At 70.1% G+C, this 24,177-nt stretch carries 21 protein-coding genes; 12 read left to right on the top strand and 9 right to left on the bottom strand.

All coding sequences use genetic code 11. From position 1 onward, the window contains the following. The first annotated feature begins 107 nt into the window (after nucleotides 1–107). Genes ACAM54_RS15740 through ACAM54_RS15725 form a run of 4 tightly spaced genes read left to right on the top strand, consistent with a single transcriptional unit; the run spans nucleotide 108 to nucleotide 4,468 of the window. Entirely contained in the window at nucleotides 108–563 is a 456-nt protein-coding gene (locus ACAM54_RS15740; RefSeq protein ID WP_369648177.1) for a DoxX family protein, read from the top strand. Nucleotides 564–586: 23 nt separating this feature from the next. Then, nucleotides 587–1,237: a (2Fe-2S)-binding protein gene (locus ACAM54_RS15735; RefSeq protein ID WP_369648176.1), complete on the top strand. Its 651-nt coding sequence runs from the start codon at nucleotides 587–589 to the stop codon at nucleotides 1,235–1,237. Further along, nucleotides 1,230–2,225: a xanthine dehydrogenase family protein subunit M gene (locus ACAM54_RS15730; protein ID WP_369648175.1), complete on the top strand. Its 996-nt coding sequence runs from the start codon at nucleotides 1,230–1,232 to the stop codon at nucleotides 2,223–2,225. Before ACAM54_RS15735 ends, ACAM54_RS15730 begins: the two co-directional genes overlap by 8 nt. A gap of 2 nt (nucleotides 2,226–2,227) precedes the next feature. Next, complete coding sequence (locus ACAM54_RS15725; RefSeq protein WP_369648174.1) at nucleotides 2,228–4,468, top strand: xanthine dehydrogenase family protein molybdopterin-binding subunit; 2,241 nt, start codon at nucleotides 2,228–2,230, stop codon at nucleotides 4,466–4,468. 9 nt (nucleotides 4,469–4,477) lie between these two features. Here the strand turns inward: ACAM54_RS15725 and ACAM54_RS15720 are convergent, their stop codons facing one another. The 5 genes from ACAM54_RS15720 to ACAM54_RS15700 all read right to left on the bottom strand — a co-directional run bounded on the left by ACAM54_RS15720 (nucleotide 4,478) and on the right by ACAM54_RS15700 (nucleotide 11,023). Then, nucleotides 4,478–4,837, bottom strand: coding sequence for a hypothetical protein (locus ACAM54_RS15720; protein WP_369648173.1), 360 nt, complete (start codon nucleotides 4,835–4,837; stop codon nucleotides 4,478–4,480). A 143-nt stretch (nucleotides 4,838–4,980) separates the two neighbouring features. Further along, nucleotides 4,981–6,396 carry a GTPase/DUF3482 domain-containing protein gene (locus ACAM54_RS15715; RefSeq protein WP_369648172.1) on the bottom strand — a complete coding sequence of 472 codons (1,416 nt, stop codon included), beginning with the start codon at nucleotides 6,394–6,396 and terminating at the stop codon, nucleotides 4,981–4,983. Continuing rightward, a complete protein-coding gene (locus ACAM54_RS15710) occupies nucleotides 6,393–7,802 on the bottom strand; it encodes a DUF2868 domain-containing protein (protein WP_369648171.1) in 1,410 nt (469 codons plus the stop codon). The genes ACAM54_RS15715 and ACAM54_RS15710 overlap by 4 nt, the downstream gene beginning before the upstream one ends. Before the next feature lie 386 nt (nucleotides 7,803–8,188). After that, nucleotides 8,189–10,048: an ABC transporter ATP-binding protein gene (locus tag ACAM54_RS15705; RefSeq protein WP_307698026.1), complete on the bottom strand. Its 1,860-nt coding sequence runs from the start codon at nucleotides 10,046–10,048 to the stop codon at nucleotides 8,189–8,191. A 30-nt stretch (nucleotides 10,049–10,078) separates the two neighbouring features. Beyond that, nucleotides 10,079–11,023, bottom strand: a complete 945-nt coding sequence (locus ACAM54_RS15700) for a LysR family transcriptional regulator (protein ID WP_369648170.1) — start codon at nucleotides 11,021–11,023, stop codon at nucleotides 10,079–10,081. A 100-nt stretch (nucleotides 11,024–11,123) separates the two neighbouring features. Between ACAM54_RS15700 and ACAM54_RS15695 the strand changes: the two genes are divergently transcribed. From ACAM54_RS15695 to ACAM54_RS15685, 3 genes are all read left to right on the top strand, one after another. After that, on the top strand, nucleotides 11,124–11,954 hold the full coding sequence (locus tag ACAM54_RS15695; protein WP_369648169.1) for a class III extradiol ring-cleavage dioxygenase: 831 nt from the start codon (nucleotides 11,124–11,126) through the stop codon (nucleotides 11,952–11,954). Between the two features lie 28 nt (nucleotides 11,955–11,982). Beyond that, nucleotides 11,983–12,855 carry an alpha/beta fold hydrolase gene (locus tag ACAM54_RS15690; protein ID WP_369648168.1) on the top strand — a complete coding sequence of 291 codons (873 nt, stop codon included), beginning with the start codon at nucleotides 11,983–11,985 and terminating at the stop codon, nucleotides 12,853–12,855. 120 nt (nucleotides 12,856–12,975) lie between these two features. After that, nucleotides 12,976–13,791 carry a MipA/OmpV family protein gene (locus ACAM54_RS15685; protein ID WP_369648167.1) on the top strand — a complete coding sequence of 272 codons (816 nt, stop codon included), beginning with the start codon at nucleotides 12,976–12,978 and terminating at the stop codon, nucleotides 13,789–13,791. On the opposite strand, the gene ACAM54_RS15680 is transcribed toward ACAM54_RS15685, so the two are convergent. The 4 genes from ACAM54_RS15680 to ACAM54_RS15665 form a co-directional block, all read right to left on the bottom strand. Next, complete coding sequence (locus ACAM54_RS15680) at nucleotides 13,779–15,188, bottom strand: sensor histidine kinase (protein ID WP_369648166.1); 1,410 nt, start codon at nucleotides 15,186–15,188, stop codon at nucleotides 13,779–13,781. The two genes, ACAM54_RS15685 and ACAM54_RS15680, sit on opposite strands and share 13 nt — an antisense overlap. Then, on the bottom strand, nucleotides 15,185–15,850 hold the full coding sequence (locus ACAM54_RS15675; protein ID WP_145744802.1) for a response regulator transcription factor: 666 nt from the start codon (nucleotides 15,848–15,850) through the stop codon (nucleotides 15,185–15,187). Before ACAM54_RS15675 ends, ACAM54_RS15680 begins: the two co-directional genes overlap by 4 nt. A gap of 80 nt (nucleotides 15,851–15,930) precedes the next feature. After that, entirely contained in the window at nucleotides 15,931–16,947 is a 1,017-nt protein-coding gene (locus ACAM54_RS15670) for a Bug family tripartite tricarboxylate transporter substrate binding protein (RefSeq protein ID WP_369648165.1), read from the bottom strand. Next, nucleotides 16,944–17,942, bottom strand: coding sequence for a Bug family tripartite tricarboxylate transporter substrate binding protein (locus ACAM54_RS15665; protein ID WP_369648164.1), 999 nt, complete (start codon nucleotides 17,940–17,942; stop codon nucleotides 16,944–16,946). The genes ACAM54_RS15670 and ACAM54_RS15665 overlap by 4 nt, the downstream gene beginning before the upstream one ends. A gap of 165 nt (nucleotides 17,943–18,107) precedes the next feature. On the opposite strand from ACAM54_RS15665, the gene ACAM54_RS15660 reads away from it, so the two are divergent. The 5 genes from ACAM54_RS15660 to ACAM54_RS15640 all read left to right on the top strand — a co-directional run bounded on the left by ACAM54_RS15660 (nucleotide 18,108) and on the right by ACAM54_RS15640 (nucleotide 24,096). Then, nucleotides 18,108–19,559 (top strand): FAD-dependent oxidoreductase, encoded by a 1,452-nt coding sequence (locus ACAM54_RS15660; protein WP_369648163.1) that lies wholly within the window; start codon nucleotides 18,108–18,110, stop codon nucleotides 19,557–19,559. A gap of 68 nt (nucleotides 19,560–19,627) precedes the next feature. After that, complete coding sequence (locus ACAM54_RS15655; RefSeq protein WP_369648162.1) at nucleotides 19,628–20,470, top strand: IclR family transcriptional regulator; 843 nt, start codon at nucleotides 19,628–19,630, stop codon at nucleotides 20,468–20,470. Nucleotides 20,471–20,514: 44 nt separating this feature from the next. Then, nucleotides 20,515–21,810 (top strand): aconitase X, encoded by a 1,296-nt coding sequence (locus ACAM54_RS15650; RefSeq protein WP_369648161.1) that lies wholly within the window; start codon nucleotides 20,515–20,517, stop codon nucleotides 21,808–21,810. 130 nt (nucleotides 21,811–21,940) lie between these two features. After that, nucleotides 21,941–22,396: a DUF126 domain-containing protein gene (locus tag ACAM54_RS15645; protein WP_369648160.1), complete on the top strand. Its 456-nt coding sequence runs from the start codon at nucleotides 21,941–21,943 to the stop codon at nucleotides 22,394–22,396. Then, complete coding sequence (locus ACAM54_RS15640) at nucleotides 22,393–24,096, top strand: dihydroxy-acid dehydratase (protein ID WP_369648159.1); 1,704 nt, start codon at nucleotides 22,393–22,395, stop codon at nucleotides 24,094–24,096. Before ACAM54_RS15645 ends, ACAM54_RS15640 begins: the two co-directional genes overlap by 4 nt. The last annotated feature ends 81 nt before the right edge of the window (nucleotides 24,097–24,177 follow it).

Here is a 24,177-nt window from a genome sequence, read left to right as displayed (position 1 = left end):
ATTGGCGAGATTTGCATATTTATTCGCCCAGAGAGAACAGAGAGACTTTCTCTCGCGCCATCTTCGAAGGCGCTTCCCGCAACCCCTTCGACCCAGGAGCAATCCCCATGCAACTGATCTTTCCACGGCTGCGCAGCGTCTATGAGCGGCTGGAGCCGCTGAGCTATGCGCTGCTGCGCATCGCCTTCGGCCTGATGCTCATGACCCATGGCATCCCCAAGCTGCTGGGCCGAAGCCACGGCAGCATGGCCGATCCGATGGCCGGCTCGGTCAACCTGATTGCCAACGTGCTGCACCTGCCCGCTGCGCCGCTGATCGGCTGGTTCATCGCACTGCTCGAAGGCGTCGGCGGGCTGATGCTGGCATTGGGTTTCCTGACGCGCGTCGTCGCGCCGATGGTGGTGGTGCAGATGCTGGTCATCTGCTACCTGCTGGCACCCACCTTTCCCTGGATCGACCGCGGCTACGAATACCCGCTGATGCTGGTCTTCGCCGCGCTGTGCATCGCGGCGCGCGGCAGCGGCCCTGCGTCGGTCGATGCGCGCCTCGGCCGCGAATTCTGAAGAAGCAAGAAAAGGAAAGCCCCATGAGCCATCCATCCCTGCAGAACGCGGCAGGCCCGTTGCCTGCCGTCAATCGGCGCATGTTCATGATGACCACGGCGGCCGGCGCAGGCGCCGCGGCTTCGGCCGGCGCGAGCGCGGCCGCGGAAGCCGGCAGCGCGGCACCCGGCCCCGGCACGGGCTCCCAGGAGACCCGCGTCACCATCAACGGCAGGCGCCACGAACTGAAGCTGGAGCCGCGCGCCTCGCTGCTCGACGTGCTGCGCGAACAGCTCGGCCTCACCGGCGCCAAGAAGGGCTGCGACCACGGCCAGTGCGGTGCCTGCACGGTGCATGTGGACGGCCGCCGCGTGGCCTCGTGCCTCACGCTGGCCGTGAAGACCGACGGCTGCGCCGTGACCACCATCGAGGGCATCGAGTCGCCCGACGGCACGCTGCATCCGATGCAGCAGGCCTTCCTCGACCACGACGCGCTGCAGTGCGGCTATTGCACGCCCGGCCAGATCATGGCCGCCATTGCCTGCGTGCGCGAAGGCCATGCCACCAGCGACGCGCAGATCCGCGAATACATGAGCGGCAACATCTGCCGATGCGGTGCGTACACCGGCATTCTCGAAGCGATCCGCGAGGCCGCGCCACGGATGCGCCGCATGGAGGGCAGCCGCCATGCATGACTTCGCCTACCTGCGTCCGCGCAGCACCGGCGAAGCCATGCAGCTGCTCGCGCAGAACCAGCCCGGCGCGCGCTACTTCGCGGGCGGCACCACGCTGTTCGACCTGATGAAGCTCGGCGTGGAAGCGCCGGCCACGGTGATCGACATCACCCGCATCGAGGGCCTGCGCGAAGTCGACACCGCCAGCCGCGGCGAACTGCGCATCGGCGCGCTCGCGGCCATGAGCGACGTGGCGGACAACCCCGTGGTGCAGCGCGAATTCCCGGCCTTGTCGGAGTCGCTGTGGAAGGCCGCCTCGCAACAGCTGCGCAACATGGCGACCGTGGGCGGCAACCTGCTGCAGCGCACCCGCTGCGACTACTTTCGAGGCGGGCCCGAGTTCGCCTGCAACAAGCGCGTGCCCGGCAGCGGCTGTTCGGCCGTGGGCGGCCAGAACCGCGGCCATGCGGTGCTGGGCGGCAGCGACGCCTGCGTGGCCGTCTATCCGGGCGACTGGGCCGTTGCATTGGTGGCCTTCGATGCGCTCGTCGACACCGTCAGCCCGCGCGGCGAACGCACGGTGCCGGTGCGCGAACTGCACCGCGCACCGGGCGCGACGCCGCACCTGGAAACGGTGCTCGCGGCCGACGAGCTGATCGTGCGCATCCGCGTGCCGCGCGGGGCGATCGGCCGGGGCTCCACGTACCACAAGATCCGCGACCGCGAGTCCTATGCCTTTGCGCTCGCCTCGGCGGCCGTGGCCCTGGAGCTCAGGAGCAACCGCGTGTCCGACGCACGCATTGCGCTCGGCGGCGTGGCAACACATCCGTGGCGCGCGGCCGAGGCCGAGCGCAGCCTGGTCGGCCAGCCGTTCACACGCGCGGCCGCGCGGCGCGCTGCCGAGCTTGCCTTCGAGGGCGCGAAGCCGCTCGAGCACAACGCGTTCAAGGTGGCGCTCGGCATCGAAACGGTGACCGATGCGCTGATGCTGGCCAGGGAAAGGAGCTGAAGATGGCAACGAACCTCAAGACGGTGATGACGAAGCGCACGACCCGCGCGGGCGCCGAGCGCGTCGACGCACGCGACAAGGTGCGCGGCGCCACGCGCTATGCGGCGGATGATGCGCGCGCCGGGCTGCTGCATGCCGCGCTGGTGCCCTCGCGCATTGCGCGCGGCAGCGTCACCGCCATCGACACCGCAGCGGCGCAGCGCGTGCGCGGCGTTCGCACGGTGTTCACGCACGAGAACATCGGCAGCTTCGACACCGGCGGCTTCCTGATGGGCGGCGGCTTCGGCTTCCAGAGCTTCTATCCGCTGCGCTCGCCGCAGATCGCCTACCGCGGCCAGACCGTGGCGATGGTGGTGGCCGACACGCCCGAGGCCGCGCGCGAGGCCGCGGCGCTGGTGGCCGTGACCTACGCTGCCGTCCCTTTCGTGGCGACCATCGATGCGCCCGACGCCCAGCCGCAGGCGCAATCGGCCCTGCTGCCGCAGCCCATGTTCGCCGACCGGCGCGCGGGCGACGCCGAAGCCGCGCTTCAGGGCGCGGCCTTCACGGTGGACGCGGCCTACGAGCTGCCGATCCAGCACCAGAACCCGATGGAAATCATCGCGACCGTGGCCGAGTGGAGCGCCGACGGCGTGCTCACCATCCACGAGCCGACCCAGAATGCCGAAAGCGTGCGCCACGGCCTGGCGAAGCAGCTCGGCATCGAGCCGGCCAGGGTGCGCGTGCTGTCGCCCACGGTGGGCGGCGGTTTCGGCCAGAAGAATTCGCTGCAGTCGCACACCGCGCTGGTGGCGATTGCGGCGCGTGCGCTGGGCCGGCCGGTCAAGCTCGTGCTGTCGCGCAGCCAGCTGTTCCACAACGCGAGCTTCAGGCCGGCGAGCCGCCATCGCGTGCGCCTGGGCGCCGACCGCGGCGGCAAGCTGGTCGCCGCCATCCACGAGATCGACCAGCAGACCTCGCGCCACGACCTGTTTCCGTCGAGCGGCACCGAGATCACTTCGCGGCTCTACGGCATCGGCAATTTCCTCGGCCGCGAGCGGCTCGTGCGCACCGACGTGCAGACGCCCGGCTACATGCGCGCGCCGTTCGAGCATCCGGCCGCCTTCGCATTCGAAAGCGCGGTGGACGAGATGGCCTACGCGCTCGGCCGCGACCCGGTCGCGTTCCGCCTGGCGAACGACACGGCCGTCGATCCGCTCAGCAGCAAGCCTTTTTCGTCGCGCCACCTGGCCGAGTGCCTTGCCAAGGGCAGCAGCGCGTTCGGCTGGGCGCGCCGCACGATGGCGCCGCGCTCGATGCGCGCGCCCGACGGCGGCCTCATCGGTTGGGGCGTGGCGGCCGGTGCCTACAAGGCGGCGATTGCACCGGCCGTGGCCAAGGTGCGGCTCGACGCGAGCGGCATGGTGCGGGTCGCGGTGGGCGGCCACGAGATGGGGCAGGGCATTCGCACCGCCATTGCATTGACGGTGGCGCGCGTGCTTGGCGCGCCGGTGGCCGCGGTGGAGATCCTGGTCGGCGACACCGCCGCCGCGCCGCAGCACCTGACCGCCGGTTCCTGGGGCACGGCCACCGCCTTGCCGCCGGTGCAGGAAGCCGCGCAGCGGCTCATGGACGACCTGCGCCAGAACGCGGGTGCGCAAGGCGATGCGAACGGCGCCACGGCCGTGGCGCTGCTGCGTGCCTCGGGCCGTCCCTTTGCCGAGGCCGAGAGCCGGATGCGCGCGCCGGGCCAGCCGGAGCAGGTCTTCGGACGGCTCACCGGCGGCCTGCCCGCCGCGGCGGGGCCGGTGTACCCGGATTTCGTCGCCTTCAGCTTCATTGCGCACTTCGTCGAGGTGCGCATCGAACCCACCACGCGGCGCATCCGCGTGCCGCGCGTGCTCAGCGTGGCCGACTGCGGCACGGTGGCCAGCCTGCGCACCGCGCGCAGCCAGGTCGAAGGCGGCGTGGTGTGGGGCATTGGCGCCGCCCTGCGCGAGGCGAGCGAGGTGGACGCGCGCTACGGCGGCTTCCTCAACGCGGACCTTGCGGAATACGTGCTGCCCGTGGCGGCGGACATCGGCCGTATCGATGTCGACTTCGTCGGCAAGCCCGACACGCGGCTCAACGCCATGGGCGTGAAGGGCCTGGGCGAAGTGGCCATGGTCGGCGTGGCGCCCGCCATCGTGAATGCGGTGTTCCATGCCACCGGCAAGCGCCTGCGCCGGTTGCCGCTGCGGCCGGAGGATCTGCTCGAAAGCTAGGACTGGAGGCTACCTGCCGGTGCCGAACGAGTTGACGTGCACCTCGACGATGTCCACGAATTCCGGCAGCTCGAGCAGGAACTCGGCATCGCGCGCCAGCGGCGCCACGCGCAGCGGATCGCCGCGTTGCGCGTGCATCGCATGCATGTGCGCTATCGATTGCCAGTAGGAGACGGTCCTGAATTCGGCGGTCTCGCCGTTCAGCTTGCGAAAGTACTGCACGCCCAGGCATTCCGGTTTCTTCGCGATCTCCTGGATGCCATGCTCGAAGCTGTAGCGCAGGTATTCGTCGGCGCGCGCAATGGGGGTGCGGCCTTGCCACACGCGCCCGATCAAGGGGGTGGCGAGCAGTTTGCATTCGACGGCCATGGATGCTCCTTCTTCGGTGAAGACCAAAAGGCGAACGGCACCCCGCGTGCCGTCGATGTCTTCGAACAAAGCGTGGGGCGCACGGCAGCGCCAGCACGTAGGAATCCGGCGCCTCCGCCTGCAAGCGAAGGCAGGAGCGGCGCTCAGGGCTCGAAGGCACCCTGCAGCATGCGCGCGAGATCGGCCGCGAGTGCGTCGCGCTGCGGTGCCGGGCGCCAGAAGCCGCGCGAGGCCAGGCCCGCCGATTCCCATTCGGGATGGCTGCGTGCAGGCCGCGCCGCGCGCACCGCGGCGGCCGTGGCGCGCGTCGGCGCGTCCTGCGTCGCGCTCGTTTCGGCCGCGATGCGCCCCGTGGCCGCATGCCCGCGCTGCTCCAGTGCGCGCGTGAGCTTCAGCTGCCAGGCCACCAGCGCAAACAGCACGCCGTCCTCGACCGTGAGCTCGTGCACGTTGCGCAGCCGGTTCGCCAGCTTGCGGCCGAACGGGCCCCAGCCCTGCGACACCGCGCCGCCGATGGCGCCGCCCAGCGCCGCGCCCGTGCCCAGCGAAATGCCGGCCACGGCCAGGTCCGCCACCACGCCCACGGCCGCGCCGATGGCCGCGCCCTTGCCGAGCCGCAGGCCTGCGTCCTTCAGGGCTTCGGGGCTGAAGAAGTCCAGCGTCCAGCGGCCTTCGATGAGCGGCAGCGGCGCCTCGCCCGCATCGTCCTGGCGGAAGCCGTAGAGCGCGAGCAGGTCGTCGGTGCAGCGCTGCGCCTTGTCGAACACGTCCTTCTGCAAGGCCGCGACGAAGGCCTTGCGGCGCGCCGTATCGGCGAACTCCTCGGCCGGCACCGTGCGGCGCAGCGCGGCGGCATCGACCAGCAGTTCCGCGATGCGCGCGCAGGCCGCGCCGCGGCGCTCCGTGGCTTCGGCGGCGAGTGAATCCACCACCGCGCGCAGCTGCTCGCGGCGGTCACGCAGCAAGGTCGACAGGTCGCCGTAGAGCTCGCGCTCGGCCCCCACGAAGGGCGCTGCGGCGTCGAAGCGCACCTGCACGTGCAGGCCGTAGGCAGAGAGCAGTTCCTTCCAGTCGGGCTCGCGGCTGGCCGCATCGCGCACGAAGTTCAGCACCGGCAGCACGGGCCGGGCGCAGGAGTTGAGCAGCTCGATCTCGTCGCGGAACTTGGGCAGTACCGGTTCGCGCACGTCGATCACGAGGAAGGCCGCATCGATGCCCTGCATGGTGCGCAGCACCTTGGCTTCCTGCTCGAACACGCCATGCGCTTCGGGGCCTTGCAGGAACTGGCGGATGCGCTCGGGCGGCGTGGCCTGCGCATCGAAGCCGGCCAGGTGCTCGCGCAGCGCCACCGCGTCCTCGAGGCCCGGCGTGTCGAAGAAGCGCACGGCGGCCTGGCCGTTCACCTCGAGATCGATGGACTCCACATGGCGCGTGGTGCCGGGGCGCTGCGACACTTCGCCGAAATTGGCGCGCCGCGTCAGCGTGCGCAGCAGCGAGGTCTTGCCCGCGTTGGTGTGGCCGACCACGGCGATGCGGATGGCTTGATGCTGCTGCGTCATGGGGTGGTGCCGAGGCCTTGCAATGCGTCTTCGAGCCGGGGCGTGGCTGCGACGCGCAGCAAGCCGGTGCCCTGCAGCCAGTCGATCCAGCGCTGCGATGCGTTCGCGTCGGGCATGTCCCTGGCGGCCGGTGCCAGCCAGAGCCGGCATTCGCCGCAATGGGCCAGCACTTCGCGCAGGAAGCGTTCGGTGCCCCGGTCGGGGCTCGATGCGGCGTGGCACACCAGCAGCACGGTACGCGGACGGGCCTGCGCCAACTGGTCGAGCAGCGCGCGGCGCGCGGGGGCGCTGCCGTCGATGCGCTGCACCTGGGCAGGGGTGATGGCGGGCAGGCCCTCGGGCGGCCACGGCGTATCCGCAGGCAGCTCGAAGCCGATGACGAACAGGCTATCGCGCAGATCCGAAGGCGCAAGGCCCGCGGGCGCCGAGCCCGGCGCACGCCCCGGATCGGCATCGACGATGGCGGGCGGCGCGAGCGCAGCGAAGCGCGCCGCGAGCCTGCGGTAGTAAGGATCGCTCCAGTCGGGCCGCAGCGCGGCGCGGCGCCGCTGCCACATCGCCGCGCTCAGCAGCACCAGCGCCAGGCGCGGCAGCAGCCCGTACACCACGATGCAGCCGGTCAGCCACAGCGCCCACGTGCGCTGGCCCGCGGCGCCGGGAGAAGCAGAGAGCACGGTCGCGGCGTCGGGAACCGGAAAGCCGATCTGCGACGGCGCCCAGCCCAGCACCTGCACGGCGTGTACGAAGAAGGCCGGGTCGAGGATCGTCGTCTCCCAGCTCAGCGTGTAGCTGCGGAACGCCAGCGCGAACAGCAGCGCGGCCAGCACCACCGCGAACGAGAGCGACCAGATGCCGTGGCTCACCAGCCCCAGCGCCCAGGGCAGCAGCCTGGCGCGCGCGAGCAGCCCGGTGGCGGCCCGTACCAGCACCGGCGCCTGGCCGCGCTTGCCGCCGGCCACGCGCGCGGTGAGCGACAGCCAGATCCAGCCGAGCGAACTGGTGTTGAACGCGCCCAGCGGCAGCCACAGGCCGGCCAGCCAGAGCAGCAGCGTGAGCGCATGCAGGCCGAGCAGGCTCGCGAGCGCGACGATCACGTTGATGTGCCGCTCGCCGCCGCCGACCACGTTGCCCGCGAGGCCCAGGCCGGCCATGACGATGAGCGCCACCAGCCCGAGCAGCACCCATGGCGCCCAGTGGCGGGCGCGTGCCAGTTCGGATTGCAGCCCGATGCGTTCGCCGAGCAGGAGCGCGCGTGCGGTGATGCGTGCCGGCGCGCCGGAAGCGCGGGCGAGGGCCGCGCGCAGGACCTCTGCGTCGTCGAGCGGACCTTTCTCCTCGGTCCATCGGATCGCTTCGGTGACGACCGCGTCCGGAAAGGCAGGTTCGCGCAACGCGGTGTTGGTCAACAGGGTCCCTTCGCAGCAAGTGGTGCCCCGCAAGTGCCGGGGCGCGCGAATTATGCCCGGCGCGCTTTGGGTGACCCATGAGAAACGGGGCCGCGCGAACGGCCCCGTTGTTGTTCAGCAGGCGAGTCGAAAACGCGTGCCCGGTTTCAGCGCAGGCCGAAGAACGAAAGCACGGCCACGACCACGACGACCAGACCGACGATGTAAATGATGGAATTCACGCGAGGACTCCTCGTTGTTGACGACAGCTCCAGCATCGCGCCCGGGATGTCCGGTTGCTGTCGGCGGGTGGCGGCCTGTGCTGTAGGACTCGCGAAGACCGTCCGGGCGCCCGCCCCGCACGGCCGTAACTCTTGCTGACAAATCGCCGGCATAGGCTCAGGCACTCAGGCCCGCAGGGCTTCTTCTTCCTCGTCGAGATCGTCGCCCAGGAAGCCGCCGCTCTGGTGCGCCCACAGCCGTGCATAGAGTCCGCCCTGCGCCATCAGCGTGCGGTGGTCGCCTTCCTCCACCACGCGGCCCTCGTCGAGCACGATGAGCCGGTCCATCGCCGCGATGGTCGACAGCCGGTGCGCGATCGCGATCACGGTCTTGCCTTCCATCAGCCGGTAGAGGCTCTGCTGGATGGCGGCCTCCACCTCGGAGTCGAGCGCGCTGGTGGCCTCGTCGAGCAGCAGGATCGGCGCGTCCTTGAGCATCACGCGCGCAATGGCCACGCGCTGGCGCTGGCCGCCCGAGAGCTTCACGCCGCGCTCGCCCACGTGCGCCTCGTAGCCCTGCCGGCCGCTGGCGTCGCCCAGCGTCTGGATGAAGTCGTGCGCTTCGGCGCGCCGGGCGGCCGCTTCGATCTGGGCCGGCGTGGCATCGGGCCGGCCGTAGGCGATGTTGTCGGCCACCGAGCGGTGCATGAGCGAGGTGTCCTGCGTGACCATGCCGATGTGGCTGCGCAGAGAATCCTGCGTCACGTGCGCGATGTCGCGCCCGTCGATCAGGATGCGGCCGCTCTCCAGGTCATGGAAGCGCAGCAGCAGGTTGACCAGCGTCGACTTGCCCGCGCCCGAGCGGCCGACCAGGCCGATCTTTTCGCCGGGGCGCACCACCAGGTTCAGGTCGTCGATGACGCGGCGGCCCGCATCCGCATAGCGGAAGCTCGCATGCTCGAAGCGCACCTCGCCGCGCGGCACCTCGAGCACGCCGGCATCGGGCGCGTCGAGCACGGTGCGCGGGCGCGACAGCGTCTTCATGCCGTCCTGCACCGTGCCGATGTTCTCGAACAGGCTGGTCATCTCCCACATGATCCAGTGCGACATGCCCTGCAGGCGCAGCGCCATCGCGGTGGCCGCTGCCACCGCGCCCACGCCCACCGTGCCGTTCGACCAGAGCCACAGCGCGGTGCCGGCCATGCCCGCGGTCAGGCCCATGCTGAGCGTGTGGTTGACGATCTCGAAGGCGCTCACCAGCCGCATCTGGCCGTAGCCCGTGTGCATGAACTCGCGCATCGCCTCGCGCGCGAAGCCGGCCTCGCGCTGCGTGTGCGAGAACAGCTTGACGGTGGCGATGTTGGTGTAGGCGTCGGTCACGCGCCCGGTCATCAGCGCGCGCGCATCGGCCTGCGCCTTGCCCACCTTGCCCAGCCGCGGCACGAAGTACATCAGCGCACCCGCGTAGAGCACCAGCCAGACGATGAAGGGCAGCACCAGCTGCACGTCGAGCACGGTCACCAGCACGATGATGGTCACCACGTACACGCCCATCGCCACCACCACGTCGGCCAGCACGAACAGGGTGTCGCGCACCGCGAGCGCGGTCTGCATCACCTTGGCCGTGATGCGGCCCGCGAACTCGTCCTGGTAGAAGGCCATGCTCTGGCCCAGCATCACGCGGTGGAAGTTCCAGCGCAGGCGCATCGGCAGGTTCACCGCCAGCGTCTGGTGCTTGACGATGGTCTGCAGCGCGACCACGCCGATGCTGATCACCAGCAGCGCGGCCAGCCACGCCAGCGTGTCGCCGCGCTCGGCCCACAGCCGCGACGGCACCTGGCCGCCGAGCCAGTCGACGATGCGCCCGAGGATCGCGAACAGCAGCGCCTCGAAGCCCGAGATGGCCGCGGTGAGCGCCGCCATGACGGCCATCTTGAGGCGCAGGCCCTGGGTGCAGGCCCACAGGAAGGCGAAGAAGCCCGTCGGGGGAGGCGACGGTTCGGCCGCGGGATAGGGATGGAGCAGTTTTTCGAAGAAACGGAACAAGGCGTGCGGTCTCCAGGGGAAGCCGCGACTTTAGCCCGGGGTGGCATGTCCTTGCCCCGAAAGGGTGCGTTTTGCCGCCGCGTGCGGCTGGCCGCCCAGCCGCTCGCCGAGAAAGTCGATGAAGCTGCGCAGCTTGGGCGCCATGTACTGGCGGCTGGTGTACACGGCAAACAGCGTGACCGGCGGCGAGGCGTGGTCGGGCAAAAGCCGCACCAGCCGGCCCGTGGCCAGGTCGTCGTCGACCAGCCATTCGGGCAGGAAGGCAATGCCCATGTCCGCGCGCACCGCATGCAAGGTGAGCGTGGTGTCGTCCGAGCGCAGCGCCGGCGTGAGCCGCAGCGCAAACATCCGCCCGCCCGGCCCCTTGAGCGAGAGGTTGTCGAGGTTCACGTAGCTCGGCACGATGGCGCCGAGCCGGCCCACGTCGGCCGGCAGCGTGGGGTTGCCGCCCATGCGGCGCAGGTAGGCGGGCGTGCCTGCCAGGTGGAAGGGCACGCGGCACAGCGGCCGCGCGATCAGCGCCGGGGAGGGCTCCTGGGTGGCGCGCAACGCGAGGTCGTAGCCATCGGCCGCGAGATCGACCTTGCGGTTCTCCAGGTGGATGTCGACCAGCACTTCCGGAAAGCGCTCGCGGTAGTCGGCCAGCACGCGCGCGAAGCGCGGCGTGGCACACCACACCGGCGCGCTCACCTTGAGCTGGCCGCGCGGCGCCTCGCTCGTCTGGCCGATGGCGGCCTCGGCGGCATCGAGCAGGTCGAGTGCGCGCCGGCTCTGCTCGTACCAGGCGGTGCCGGCCTCGGTCAGGCTCAGGTGGCGGCTCGAGCGGTGCAAAAGCCGCGCGCCCAGGGATTTCTCGAGCTGCGCCACATGCTTGCTGGCCATCGGCGGCGACATCGACAGCCGCTCGGCCGCGGCCACGAAGCTGCCCGATTCGACAACCTCCCGAAACACGCGCAGGCTGGTCAGACGGTCCATGGATGGTTTCCTGTGAGGAAATGAATCGATGCATCGTAGCCTGTCGATTTCCTGGTGGGAAATGTCTACAGTCGATGCAACGCCTTCAAGGAGCATCGGCTTGACCCACGACAACACCACCTCGCGCCTGCCCACGTACTTCATCTCGCACGGCGGCGGCCCCTGGCCCTGGATGAAGAAGGAGATGGGCGGCGTCTATGACCAGCTGGCCGCGGCGCTGGCCGACATGCCGCGCCAGATCGGCCGCACGCCCGCCGCCATCCTCATGGTGTCGGCACATTGGGAGGCGCCGGTCTTCACGGTGCAGGGCAACCCGCGTCCGCCGATGATCTACGACTACGGCGGCTTTCCCGCCCACACTTATGAAGTGCGCTACGACGCACCGGGTTCGCCCGAGCTGGCGCGGCGCGTGCAGTCGCTGCTGGAGGCGGCCGGGCTGCCGGCGGCCATCGATCCCGAGCGCGGCTTCGACCACGGCATGTTCTCGCCGATGAAGGCGATGTACCCCGAGGCCGGCGTGCCGGTGGTGCAGCTGTCGCTGCGTCGCGGGCTCGATCCGGCGGAGCACCTGGCGCTCGGTCGCGCGCTTGCGCCCCTGCGGGACGAGAACGTGCTCATCGTGGGCAGCGGCCTGAGCTATCACAACCTGCGCAACTTCGGCCCGCAGGCGCACGGCGTATCCAAGGCCTTCGGCGACTGGCTCGACCACACGGCAGTGCAGTCGCCGCCGCAGGAGCGCGTGCAGCGGCTGCAGGACTGGGCCGCCGCACCGTCGGCGCGCATGGCGCATCCGCGCGAGGAGCACCTGATCCCGCTGATGGTGGCGGTCGGCGCGGCCGAGCAGGAGCCCGGCGAACGCGTCTATCACGAAGAGGCCTTCATGGGCGGCCTCGTGGTGTCGAGCTACCGCTTCGGCGCCGGCGCCAGCTGAAAAGGCTGCGCGTTGGCAGAATCGGGCGATGCCTTCCATTCCCGATTCAGATTTCAATACCGAAGCCCGCCTGCTGATCGAACGCATCGCCGCGAGCGGCACGCGCCATGACGTGGTGCACGGCGGCGTTCGCGTCTGCTGGCGCCGCTTCGGCGACGACAACACCGATGCGCCGCTGGTGCTGCTGCACGGCGGCCACGGCAGCTGGATGCACTGGCTGCGCAACGTCGAGGCGCTTTCGGCCGGGCGCACGCTGTGGCTGCCCGACATGCCCGGGTTCAACGATTCCGACGCGCCGCCGCGCGCAGCGCCCGGCGAAGATCCGCTCGGCCCGCTGCTCGATGCGCTGGGCGGATCGCTCGACCAGCTGATCGGCGCGGGCACGCCCATCGACCTGGGCGGCTTCTCCTTCGGCGGGCTCACCGCGGCGCGCTTCGCGGTGCGGCGCGGTGCCATCCGGCGCCTGGCGCTCGTGGGTAGCGGCGGCCACGGCACGATGCGGCGCATGGCGGTAGAGATGATCAACTGGCGTGCTGCGCCCAGCCGCGAGCAGGAACGCGCCGCGCTGCTGCACAACCTGGCCGCGCTGATGCTGCACGACAAGGCCGCGATCGACCCGGTGGCGTTCGAGATCCACGACATTTCCTGCCACGGCACGCGCTTTCGCAGCAAGGACGTGTCGCAGGCGGGCGGCCTGCAGGCCGCACTCGACACGCTCGGCGGGCCGCAGCTGCTGCTCTGGGGCGAGTACGACGTCACCGCCGATCCGCGGCCGCTGGTGGCGCAGCTCACGGCCGGCCATCCGCGGCGCGAAGGCGTGGTGATCGACGGGGCAGGACATTGGGCGCAGTACGAGCGCGCCGATGAATTCAACCGGATGCTGCTGCGCTTCCTGGGCTGAGCGCCGGGCCATTCATCGAATCTTAAAAAGCCTAAAGAGTTATTAAAGCCTCAGGGTCAGCATCGGCGGCGAGGCGGCGATGCCGCTTCGAACCTTCGACTTTCCACCCTGAGGATCCTGATGAAGAAGCCAACCCGCCTTGCCGCCCGAGGCCCCCGTTTCCATGGCCGCTCGGCCTTCGCGGCCATTGCCATGGGCGCCGTCTCCGCCACCTGCATGCCACTCGCCTGGGCGCAGTCCGACGAAGAGAAGTTCCAGGCCGGGGGGTCCCAGTGGGGTCTCGGTATCGCGGCGGGCATGGACCGCAAGCCCTACCGCGAATTCGACGACAAGACGATCGCCATTCCGATGGTCACCTACGAGAACCGGTGGGTCAGCGTTGCGGGCCCGAGCCTCGACCTGAAGCTCCCTTCCGCGGGTCCGGTGTCGTTCCGGCTGCGTGCGCGCTACGCGTCGGACGGCTACGAGGCCGAAGACTCCCCCTACCTGGCCGGCATGGAGGAACGCAAGGCCAGCATCTGGCTTGGGGGCGCCGCGATCTGGCGCAACGAGTTTGCCAACCTGTCGGCCGAGCTGCTGGCCGACGCCTCCGGGCACAGCAAGGGCACCCGGTTCAAGCTGCAGGCCGACCGCCGCTTCACCTCGGGTGCCTTCAGCTTCACGCCACGGCTCGCTGTGCATTGGGTCGACCGCAAGTACGTCGACTACTACTACGGCGTGCGCGCAGCGGAAGCCCGCCCGGACCGCGCCCGCTACGACGGCGACGCCGCCGCGAACGTCGAACTGGGCCTGCGCGTGGACTACGCCGTGGCGCCGAAGCAGACCCTGTTCCTGGACCTCAGCGGCACCCGCCTCGGCAGCGGCATCAAGAACAGCCCGCTGGTCGGCCGGTCGAGCCAGACCGGCGTGCGCGTCGGCTACCTCTACAGATTCTGAAGCGCGGGAGCCTCGGCGGAGCCCAACGCCGGAAACAGCACGCGAATGCCGAGGCCGCGGCCGTCGAGTCCGGCGCCGGTCTCGATGGTCGCGCGATGCACCTCGGCGATGCCCGCCACCAGCGACAGCCCGATGCCGCTGCCGCGCGACGGCGTGCCGGCCACGCGGTGAAAGCGCTTGAAGATCGAGGCGCGCTCCGCGGCCGGCACGCCCGGGCCGTCGTCGGCCACCTCGAGGTAGACGCGCCGGGCCTCGTCGGGTTCGGTGCCCGCCGTGTGGCCGCAGCTCACGCGCACGCGGCCGCCCTTGGGCGTGTAGCGCAGCGCGTTGTCGACCAGGTTGCGCAACAGGATGCCGATCTCGTCGATGTCGCAGCGAATGGCGCACGGCCGCGCGTCGAGCAGGATGGTGCGCGCGTGCTGGAGCGCATGCACGTCGAACTCGTTCGCCACGTGCATCACGAGCGCCCCCAGATCGGCCGGCGCATGCTGCGGCGCGTTGGCGCCCGCATTGAGGCGCGCCAGGTCGAGCAGCTGCTCCGACAGGCGCGTGCTGCGCTCGGCCACGGCGAGCAGCTTGGCGAGTGCGATGTCCTTCTCGGCCGCGGTGAGTGCGCGCAGCGCGATCTGGGCCTGCGCCTGCAGCGCCGAGAGCGGCGTGCGCAGCTCGTGCGCCGCATCGCCGATGAAGCGGCGCTCGCCCTCGACCGCTTCGTCGAGCTGCCGCAGCGCATGGTTGAACGACGCGACCAGCGGATGCAGTTCGCGCGGCAGCGGCGCCGGAGAGAGCGGCGTGAGGTCGAAGCTGCGCCGCTGGCGCATCTGCTCGCCCAGCGCCAGCACCGGCTTCAGCGAACGGCGCACCACAAACCACATCAGCGCACCCACCAGCAGCAGCAAGAGCGTGTTGATGACCAGCGCGGTCATCGCGTCCCCGCGCAGTTCGGCGTCGACCACGCTGTGCAGATTGCCCACCTGCACATGCACGCGGCCAGTCTTGTCCGAGGCGGAGTAGACGCGCCATCGCGCGCCCTCGATCACGCTGGTGGCCGCGCCTCCGGCGAAGCCCGGCCGCAGCGGGGTGTCGGGCGCGCCGGGCGAGCGCACGAGCAGGCGGTCGCCGTCGAGCCAGATCTGGAACGCGAACGCCTCGCTCTCGGGCAGCGCCTCGTCGCGCAGCTGAAGGCCGTTGGCGCGCGGCCGCAGCCCCTTGAGCTTGTCTTCGCCGGGAATGGTCAGCAGGATGCGCGTGGCGACGGTCTGGAGCTTGTCGTCCCAGATGCTGTTCCTGTTGTGCGTGAGGTAGACGAACAGCACCGTGAGCGCCACCGCCCAGCACAGCGCGATGGTCGCGGCGATCACCATGATCATCCGCGCCTGCAGCGAGTTCAGCCTCATGGACGCGGCTGGCCCACCACGTAGCCGTGCCCGTGCACGGTCCGGATCAGGTCGTCGCCGAGCTTGCGGCGCAGCTGGTGGATGAAGACGGCGATGGTGTTGCTCTCGACCGCGCTCGCATTGCCGTAGACGGCGTCCTGCAGATGGTCGCGCGTGACCACGTGGCCGGGCCGCTCGAGCAGTGCCAGCAGCGTGCGGTATTCGTGCGCGCTCAGCGTCACCTCGACCCCGGCCTTCGACACCACGCGGCGGCTGCGGTCGACCTCGATGTCGCCGTGCGAGAACACCGGGACCACGCGACCCTGGCTGCGGCGGATGACCGAGCGCACGCGCGCCCAGAGCTCGTCGAACTGGAAGGGCTTGACGATGTAGTCGTCGGCGCCCGCGTCGAGCCCGTGGATGCGCTCGCTGAGCTGGCCGCGCGCGGTCAGCATCAGCACGGGCGTCGGGTCGTAGCGGCCGCGCATCGCGCGCAGCACCGAAAGCCCCGACTCGCCGGGCAGCCCGATGTCGAGCAGCACGGCGGCATAGGCATGGTCGATCAGCGCGAGCCGGGCCGCGGGCGCGTCGCAGACATGGTCGATGGTCCAGCCGCCCTGGCGCGCGCCGTCGCACACCGCCTCGCCCAGCATGGCATCGTCTTCGACCAGGAGCAGGTGCATGGGGGCGTGGCGCGTGAAAAGCAGTGCGAATGATGCCCCAGAGTTTTTAATATCTCTTTAAGCGCGAGCCCGGAGCCTCGCTATTGCTTCACCAGGCCCAGCCTGCGGATCGTGTCGCCCCACTGGTCGTAGGTCGTACGCGTGAGTTCGGCCAGTTGCGCGGGGCTCGACGACTCGGCCTCGTAGGCGCCCTGGCGGAAGAAGTCGCGCGTGGCGGGCATCGCCAGCACCTGCGCGAGCGCGCCGTTGAGCCGGGCGACCACCGGCGCCGGCATGCGCGCCGGACCGAAGAAGCCGAGCCAGCTCGGCATGTCGACCCCGCTCACGCCTTGCTCGGTCATCGTGGGCACGTCAGGCAGCATCGCGCTGCGCTTCGGCGCCGCCACTGCCAGCATGCGGACCTTGCCGGTGGCGGTGTTCTGGATGGCGTTGGGCGCGGCGTCGAAGTAGTACTGCACGCGGCCCGCGAGAAAGTCCTTCGCGGCATCGGCGCCGCCCTTGTAGGGCACGTGCACCACGTCCAGCCCGGCCTGCTTGGCGAAGGCCTCGCCGTAGATGTGCGACGAGGTGCCGGTGCCGAAGGAGGCATAGCTCATCTTGCCGGGGTTGGCCTTGATGTAGGCCACCAGCTCCTGCACCGTGCGCGCGGGCACGCTCGCATGCACCGTGAGAACCAGCGGCCCGCGCGCGCCGAGCGAGATCGGCGTGAGGTCCTTGAACGGGTCGTAGCGCACCTGTGCCAGCGTCTGCGGGTTCTGCGCCACCACCGAAGAGGGTGCGTACATCATCGTGTAGCCGTCGGGTGCGGCGCGAATCACTTCCTCGGTGGCAAGGATGAAGCTCGCGCCCGGCCGGTTCTCCACGATCACGGGCGTCTGCAGCACTTCGCCGAGCTTGTTGGCGACGAAGCGCGCCTGCGCATCCGAGGCGCCGCCCGCCGCCAGGCCGAGCACGATGCGGATGCTGCGGCCTTTCTCGGGGAAGGGGGCGGGCTCGGCCGCGAGCGCGCCGCACGGCAGCGCGGCAGCGCCCAGTGCGAACCCGAGCCACGCGGCAACGCGCCGGCGGGCGATGAAGGAGTGCGGCCCGGCGTTCATTGCTTCGCCAGCCCGACCTGCTGCACCATCGCGCCCCAGCGCTCGTAGGTCGAGCGCGTGACGCCGGCAAACTCCTCGGGGGTGCTGGCCCCGGCTTCATAGCCGCCGCTGCGATAGAACTCGCGCACCTGCGGCATCGCCAGCACCTGCGTGAGCGCCGCGTTGAGCCTGGCGACCACCGGCGCCGGCATGTGGGCCGGCCCGTAGAAGCCGAGCCAGCTCGGCAGGTCGAGGCCTGCGAGGCCCTGCTCGGCGAAGGTCGGGACCTCGGGCAGCGCGGCGATGCGCTCGTTCGCGGCAATTGCCAGGATCTTCACCTTGCCGGTGCCCGAGGTGATGATGGCCGAGGAGGCCGAATCGAACATGTACTGCACGCGGCCGCCGATCAGGTCCTTGGCCGCATCCGAGCCGCCCTTGTACGGGATGTGCACCGCGTCGATGCCGGCCTTCTTCACGAAGGCCTCGCCGTAGATGTGCGACGAGGTGCCCGCGCCGAAGGAGGCATAGCTCACCTTGCCGGGGTTCGCCTTCACGTAGGCGATGAGTTCCTTCACGTTGTGGGCCGGCACGCTGGTGCTCACCGACAGCACGAGCGGCCCGCGGCCGCCCATCGAGATGGCGGTGAAGTCCTTGAACGGGTCGTACGGCACCTGCGAGAAGGTGTGCGGGTTCTGCGCCATGGTCGACGAGGGCGCATAGAGCAGCGTGTAGCCGTCGGGCAGCGCGCGCGCCACCTCGCTCGCGGCCAGCATGGTGCTGGCGCCGGGCTTGTTGTCGACGATCACGCCGGTGCCCAGCACCTCGCCGAGCTTCTGCGCCACGATGCGCGCCTGCGCATCGGTGCCGCCGCCGGCCGTGAAGCCCACCACGATGCGTATCGGCTTGCCGCCGCGCACGGGAAAGTCTTGCGCCAGCGCCAGGGGCGCCACGCCCAGCAGGGCCGCCGCGCCGAGCGCCGCGCCGAATGCGCGGCGGGTGCCGCAGGGTTTCTTCATCAATGTCTCCGTTGGAATGTTCTTCTTATATTGGTTTAGAAAACCATAAAAATCCATATCGATTAGGGAATACCCCGAATAAACGCCTTTTTCAGGCTTTTGTGTTTGACAAAATGAACATTGAAATCAAAATACGACGCAACAGCCCATCAAAGACATTCATCCATGAAAACTGTCGTCCGCACCGACGAGCGCATCCTGTCCTCCGACATCTTCGACCGCGACAGCCGCGTCAAGCGTCCTGACCACGGCAGCTGGGCCGAGCCCGGCAAGAACATCCCGGTCTACCACCGCTGCGGCGTGCTGGTGGTGGGCGGCGGGCCTTCGGGCACCGCGGCCGCCGCGGCCGCCGCGCGCGCCGGCGCCGACGTGGCGCTGCTCGAGCGCTACAACCACCTGGGCGGGCTTTCCACCGGTGGCCTCGTGATCTGGATCGACCGCATGACCGACTGGGAAGGCCAGCTCGTGATCCGCGGCTTTGCCGAAGAACTGTTCGACCGCCTGCCGGCCGATGCCATTGCCGGACCCGCGCGCGAAGACTGGGGCTCGCAGGACGCGGCCAAGGCCGCCCACTGGTCGCAGCGCACGGCCGCGTACCACGGCGTGGTCACGTGGTCGCCCACCATCGACCCGGAGCGCCTCAAGCTGCTGTCGCAGGAGATCGTGCTGGAGCGCAAGGTCAAGCTCATCTACCACTCGTGGGCCGCGATTCCGATCGTGCAGGACGGCGCCGTGAAGGGCGTGGTGTTCGAGAGCAAGGAAGGCCGCATGGCGATCATGGCCGACGTGGTGGTCGACGCCACCGGTGACGGCGACCTGTTCGCGCGCGCCGGCGCGGCTTTCGTGAACGACATCGAGGAGGCCGACGTGCACCACTGCATGAACACCTCGTGGCTGTTCGGCGGCGTGGACATGAACCGCTGGATCGAGTTCAAGGCCGGCCAGCCCGAGGCCTTCAGCGCCTTCATGGCGCGCGGGCGCGAAGTGTGCGGCCTGTTCGAGCGGCCCTTCGTCTCGTGGCGCAACGACGTGGCGCTGTTCATGGGGCCGCGCCAGTCGGGCTACTCCGCGCTCGACGTGGACGACCTCACGGCCGTGGAAGTGCGCTCGCACCGCGCGATGGCCGCCCACCTGGACTACTTCAAGGCGCATGCGCCCGGCTTCGAGGAGGCCTACCTGATGCTGAGCGCGCCGCAGATCGGCGTGCGCCATGCGCGGCGCCTCTCCGGCGTGGGCGCGGTGCTGCGCAGCCAGTGGCCCGACGGCGTGGCACTGGCCGACGAGGTGGGCGTGACGCCCGCGGTCTCGCCGAAATTTCCGAACATCTCCATTCCCTACGGCGCGCTGGTGCCGCAGCAGCTCGACGGCCTGCTGGCCTGCGGGCGCCACATCTCGTGCGACCGCAACTCGCACGGCTTCATGCGCGAGATCCCGCAATGCTGGATCACCGGCCAGGCCGCGGGCGTGGCGGCGGCGCTGGCCTCGCAGGGCTGCATCGAGCCGCGCTTCATCGACGTGGGCGCGCTGCAGTCGGCGCTGCTCGCGCAGGGCGTGTACCTGCGTGCCGGCGCCGGGCAGGGCGCGCAGGCGCGGGCCGCGGCCGAAGCCGGTATCTGAATCGCATGAACCCGGCCGACGCGCTTTCGCCAGCCTCTACATTGCAGAGTCTTGCAAAGGGTTCTTCCATGTCCACTGACAAAAACGACACCTCTTTTTCCGCCGCCGATTCCGCCGATGCGCGCGGCGACCGCGCCGACACCGTGAGCGCGCTGGAGCGCGGCATCTCGGTGCTGCGCTGCTTCAGCGAGGCGCGCCCCGTGCTGGGCCATGCCGACATCGCGCGCATCACCGGCATCCCGCGGCCCACGGTCAACCGGCTCGTCGCCACGCTGCTCTCGCTGGGCATGCTCAAGGCCGCGCAGGTGGCCGACCGCTTCATGCTCGGACCGGGCGTGGTGTCGCTGTCGCGCGTGTTCCTCGGCAGCCTCGACGTGCGCGCCGCCGCGCGGCCCAGCATGCAGGCGATGGCCGAGGAGGTGGGCGCCTCGGTCTACCTGGCCATACGCGACGGCATGGAGATGGTGCTGATCGAGGCCTGCCGGCCGCGCTCGTCGATGCTGTCGGCGCGGCTCGACGTGGGCTCGCGCGCGCCGCTGGCCAACTCGGCGCTGGGCCGCGCCTATCTTTCGGCACTGCCCGAGGCGCAGCGCAACCAGCTGGTCGATTCGATGCGCCTCCTGCGCGGCCCCGAGTGGGACAGCATCGCACCCGGCATGACGCGCGCCATCGGCGAGGCCCGGCGGCTGGGCTACTGCCTTTCGCTGGGCGAGTTCCACCGCGAGATCAACTCGGTGTCGGTGCCCCTCATCGGGCCCGACGGCGAAGTGATGGCGCTCAACGGCGGCGGCGCGGCCTTCGTGTTCACCGAGGAACGGCTGCGCAACGAACTGGCACCGCGCCTGCACGACATCGCGCTCACCATCGCGCGCGACATCGGTGGCCACGTGCCCACGCCCTTGCCGGGCTAGCCCCGGCCGACCCCCACGACACAAAAAAACGGAGACACAGGGCCATGCACCTGAGCGATGAAGAAAAAGCCATGATGGACGGCCGCGGTGGACCGGCCGTGCAGAAGGCGATGGACCTGCTGGTGCGCTACGGCGAGGCACTGGGGGCCGAGCGGCTGGTGGAAACGCGCAACGTCTGCGCCACCATCACCTCGACCACGCCGTTCCAGCGCGACTTCGCGCTGGCCAAGGGCGGCGGCATGGACGCGGTGTTCTCCGAGTTCAGCCTCGACAGCCAGGAGACGGTCGAGATTCCGAAGTTCAAGGTCTTCACGAGCCACCTGCAGCTGGGCTTCGACCCCGGCCAGCCCGAGCGCATGGGCGTGAGCGAGGAGATCGTGCAGTTCTACAACAAGAGCGAGCGCCATGCCGCGGGCCTGGGCGCGCAGATCATGAACACCTGCACGCCCTACCAGGTCGGCAACATCCCGACGCGCGGCGAGCACTGCGCGTGGATGGAATCGTCGGCGGTGGTGTATTGCAACTCGGTTCTGGGCGCGCGCACGAACACGGAAGGGCGCGAAAGCACGGGCGCCGCCATGCTCACCGGGCGCATTCCCTACTGGGGCTACCACCTCGACGAGAACCGCCACGCGACGCATGTGGTCGAGCTCGATGTCGAGGTCGAGTCGGTGCAGGACTGGGGGCTCCTGGGCTACTACATCGGCGAGCATGTGCAGGAGCGCGTGCCGGTGGTGCACAGCCAGCGCGGCATCGGCCGCGTGCCCAACCTGCCGCGGCTCAAGCACTTCGGCGCGGCGGCCTCGTCCTCGGGCGGCGTGGAGATGTACCACATCGCGGGCATCACGCCCGAAGCACTGACGCTCGAGCAGGCGCTCGGCGGCCGCGCGCCGGTGGAGGTGCTGCACTACGGCGAGGCCGAGCGCCGCGCCACCTACGAGAAGATCAACGCGACGGGCAAGGATGCTGAGGTGCAGTACGTGATGCTGGGCTGCCCGCACTACACCATCGAGCAGATCTGGGAAGCTGCGCAGCTCATCGAGGGCCGCAAGGTGCACCCGGATTGCGAGCTGTGGATCTTCACGCCGCGCGCCATCAAGTCGCTGGCCGACCGCAACGGCTACACCCGGATCATCGAGGACGCGGGCGGCATCCTCATGACCGACAGCTGCTCCGCCATGAGCCGCGCCGTGCCCAAGGGCACGAAGACGGTGGCGCTCGATTCGGCCAAGCAGGCGCACTACCTGCCCGCGATCCTCGGCGTGCAGGCGTGGTTCGGCAGCACGGCCGAATGCATCGATGCGGCGTGCACGGGGCGGTGGAATGGAGGCATGCAATGAGCTTCAGGCTTGCGTTGTCTTTCTCCCTCCCCTTCCGGGGGAGGGCCGGGGTGGGGGCCGGCGGCGCACCCATCGAGCGCTCTGCCCGCCCCCATCCCTACCTTCCCCCAGAGGGGGAAGGAGCAAAACCATGAGCGCAATCGCACACAACATAGTTCCTCTGGTCATCCGCGGCCGCAAGGTGGTCGGCGGCGTGGCCGAAGGCGAGGCACTCGTCACGCGCGACCGCATCTCGGGCTGGGGCGGCATCGATCCGCGCACCGGCACCGTCATCGAGACGCGGCACGAACTGCGCGGCCAGAGCTTCGCGGGCAAGGTGCTGGTGTTTCCGGGCGCCAAGGGCTCGTCGGGCTGGTCGGCCATGTTCCACATGACGCGGCTCATGAACTCCGCGCCGGCGGCGTTCCTGTTCAACGAGATGACCACCAAGATGGCGCTCGGCGCCGTGGTCACGCACGCGCCCTCGATGACCGACTTCGAGCGCGACCCGCTCGAATGCATCGCAACCGGCGACTGGGTGCGCGTGGACGCCGACCGCGGCGTGATCGAGATCACCAAGAAGAACAAACCCGGAGACCGCCCATGACCACCCGTCCCCTGCGCAGCAACTTCCCGCGCGGCTCCTACCTGTGGTCGGTGCGCAATGCGCACTGGCGCGCGCTCGGCATTCCCGAAGAGGACTGCGAGAAGCCCAAGATCGCCATCGTCAACAGCTCGTCGGAACTGGCTGCCTGCTTCAGCCACCTCGACCGCGTGGCGGCGGAAATCAAGACCGCGATCCGCGCCGCGGGCGGCGTGCCCTTCGAGATCCGCACGGCCGCGCCCAGCGACTTCATCACCGGCGCCGGCGCGCGCGGCGCCTACATGCTCGGCGCGCGCGACCTCGTGACCAACGACATCGAAGTGGCGGTCGAAGGTGCGCAGCTCGACGGCATGGTCTGCCTCACCTCGTGCGACAAGACCGTGCCGGGCCAGCTCATGGCGGCCGCGCGGCTCAACATTCCGACCCTGCTCGTGCCCTGCGGCTACCAGCCCAGCGGCGAATACCGCGGCAAGCACATGGACATCGAGGAAGTGTTCATCGGCGCGATGCATGCGGTCACCGGCCACCTGCCGGTGGAAGAACTCGTGGGCATGAGCCGCGAGGCGATCCGCGGGCCGGGCGTGTGCTCGGGCCTGGGCACGGCCAACTCGATGCACATCGTCTGCGAGGCGCTCGGCATGGCCTTGCCGGGCAGCGCGCCGGTGGCCGCGCTGAGCCCGAAGATGATGGACGACGTGCGCGCCGCCGGCACGCGCATCGTGCAGATGGTGTGGGACGACCTGAAGCCGCGCGACATCCTCACGCCCGGCGCCTTTGTCAACGCGGTGCGCGCGGTGCTGGCCATCGGCGCTTCGCTCAACACGGCCAAGCACCTGCAGGCCGTGTCGACCGAGGGAGAGTGCGGCGTCGACGTGTACGGCCTGTTCGAAAGCCTCGGCCCGGCGACGCCGGTGCTGGCCGGCGTGCGGCCGATCGGCGAGCACAGCATCGAAGCCTTCGAGGCGGCGGGCGGTTGCCGTGCGCTGATGAAGCAGCTCGCGCCCTTGCTCGACACCGGTGCGTTGACCGTCACGGGCGGCACCGTGGCCGACAACCTGCGCGGCGCCGAAGTCGCCAGCGCCGAGGTGATCCGCCCCATCGAGCGCCCGGTCGCGCCGCATCCCGCCATCGTCCTGCTGCGCGGCAACCTCGCGCCCGAATCGGGCCTGATCAAGACCGGCATCGTGGAGCGCAAGGTGCGCAGCTTCACGGGCCCGGCCGTGTGCTTCTGGACCTCGGACGCGGCCATTGCGGCGCTCAAGAAGGGCGAGATCGCGCCGGGCCAGGTGGTGGTGATGCGCGGCGCCGGTGCCTGCGGCGGTCCGGCGATGGGCGGCGGCGCCTCGCGCGTGGTGTTCGCGATCGACGGCGCGGGCCTGGGCGACCAGGTTGCGATCCTGACCGACGGGCATCTCTCGGGCCTGGTCTGCAAGGGGCTGGTGGTGGCCGAGGTGTCGCCTGAGGCCGTGCTCGGCGGGCCGCTCGGCCTGGTGCGCGACGGCGACACGATCACCATCGACCTCGATGCGCGTCGCCTCGATATCGCATTGACCGATGCGGAACTCGCTGCCCGCCGCGCCGACTGGCAGGCGCCGCCGCCGGCCTTCGACACCGGCTGGCTGCAGCAGTACCGGCGCAACGTGAGCCCGCTCTCGAAAGGCGCCGTGCTCGTGCGCACCGAACGCCCCGAGCCCTCGGGCTAGACCTTTTTCACCCCGGCCTTCGCCAACCGGTGCGCAACCCCGCGCGCACCCGGTGGCGCAGCCCTGCGCGCGTTCCCGAGT

It is taken from the genome of Variovorax sp. V93 (assembly GCF_041154485.1).
Taxonomy (GTDB): domain Bacteria; phylum Pseudomonadota; class Gammaproteobacteria; order Burkholderiales; family Burkholderiaceae_C; genus Variovorax; species Variovorax beijingensis_A.
The sequence above is the reverse complement of the archived record's forward strand: the minus strand, read 5'-3'. Positions and strand labels throughout refer to the sequence as shown.

Coding starts and splice junctions, on each gene's coding strand:
- ACAM54_RS15660 (WP_369648163.1), top strand. CDS start 18,108: ATGAAAACTGTCGTCCGCACCGACGAGCGCATCCTGTCCTCCGACATC.
- ACAM54_RS15640 (WP_369648159.1), top strand. CDS start 22,393: ATGACCACCCGTCCCCTGCGCAGCAACTTCCCGCGCGGCTCCTACCTG.
- ACAM54_RS15685 (WP_369648167.1), top strand. CDS start 12,976: ATGAAGAAGCCAACCCGCCTTGCCGCCCGAGGCCCCCGTTTCCATGGC.
- ACAM54_RS15680 (WP_369648166.1), bottom strand. CDS start 15,188: ATGAGGCTGAACTCGCTGCAGGCGCGGATGATCATGGTGATCGCCGCG.
- ACAM54_RS15735 (WP_369648176.1), top strand. CDS start 587: ATGAGCCATCCATCCCTGCAGAACGCGGCAGGCCCGTTGCCTGCCGTC.
- ACAM54_RS15670 (WP_369648165.1), bottom strand. CDS start 16,947: ATGAACGCCGGGCCGCACTCCTTCATCGCCCGCCGGCGCGTTGCCGCG.
- ACAM54_RS15645 (WP_369648160.1), top strand. CDS start 21,941: ATGAGCGCAATCGCACACAACATAGTTCCTCTGGTCATCCGCGGCCGC.
- ACAM54_RS15655 (WP_369648162.1), top strand. CDS start 19,628: ATGTCCACTGACAAAAACGACACCTCTTTTTCCGCCGCCGATTCCGCC.
- ACAM54_RS15715 (WP_369648172.1), bottom strand. CDS start 6,396: ATGACGCAGCAGCATCAAGCCATCCGCATCGCCGTGGTCGGCCACACC.
- ACAM54_RS15725 (WP_369648174.1), top strand. CDS start 2,228: ATGGCAACGAACCTCAAGACGGTGATGACGAAGCGCACGACCCGCGCG.
- ACAM54_RS15720 (WP_369648173.1), bottom strand. CDS start 4,837: ATGGCCGTCGAATGCAAACTGCTCGCCACCCCCTTGATCGGGCGCGTG.
- ACAM54_RS15690 (WP_369648168.1), top strand. CDS start 11,983: ATGCCTTCCATTCCCGATTCAGATTTCAATACCGAAGCCCGCCTGCTG.
- ACAM54_RS15650 (WP_369648161.1), top strand. CDS start 20,515: ATGCACCTGAGCGATGAAGAAAAAGCCATGATGGACGGCCGCGGTGGA.
- ACAM54_RS15665 (WP_369648164.1), bottom strand. CDS start 17,942: ATGAAGAAACCCTGCGGCACCCGCCGCGCATTCGGCGCGGCGCTCGGC.
- ACAM54_RS15730 (WP_369648175.1), top strand. CDS start 1,230: ATGCATGACTTCGCCTACCTGCGTCCGCGCAGCACCGGCGAAGCCATG.
- ACAM54_RS15700 (WP_369648170.1), bottom strand. CDS start 11,023: ATGGACCGTCTGACCAGCCTGCGCGTGTTTCGGGAGGTTGTCGAATCG.
- ACAM54_RS15740 (WP_369648177.1), top strand. CDS start 108: ATGCAACTGATCTTTCCACGGCTGCGCAGCGTCTATGAGCGGCTGGAG.
- ACAM54_RS15675 (WP_145744802.1), bottom strand. CDS start 15,850: ATGCACCTGCTCCTGGTCGAAGACGATGCCATGCTGGGCGAGGCGGTG.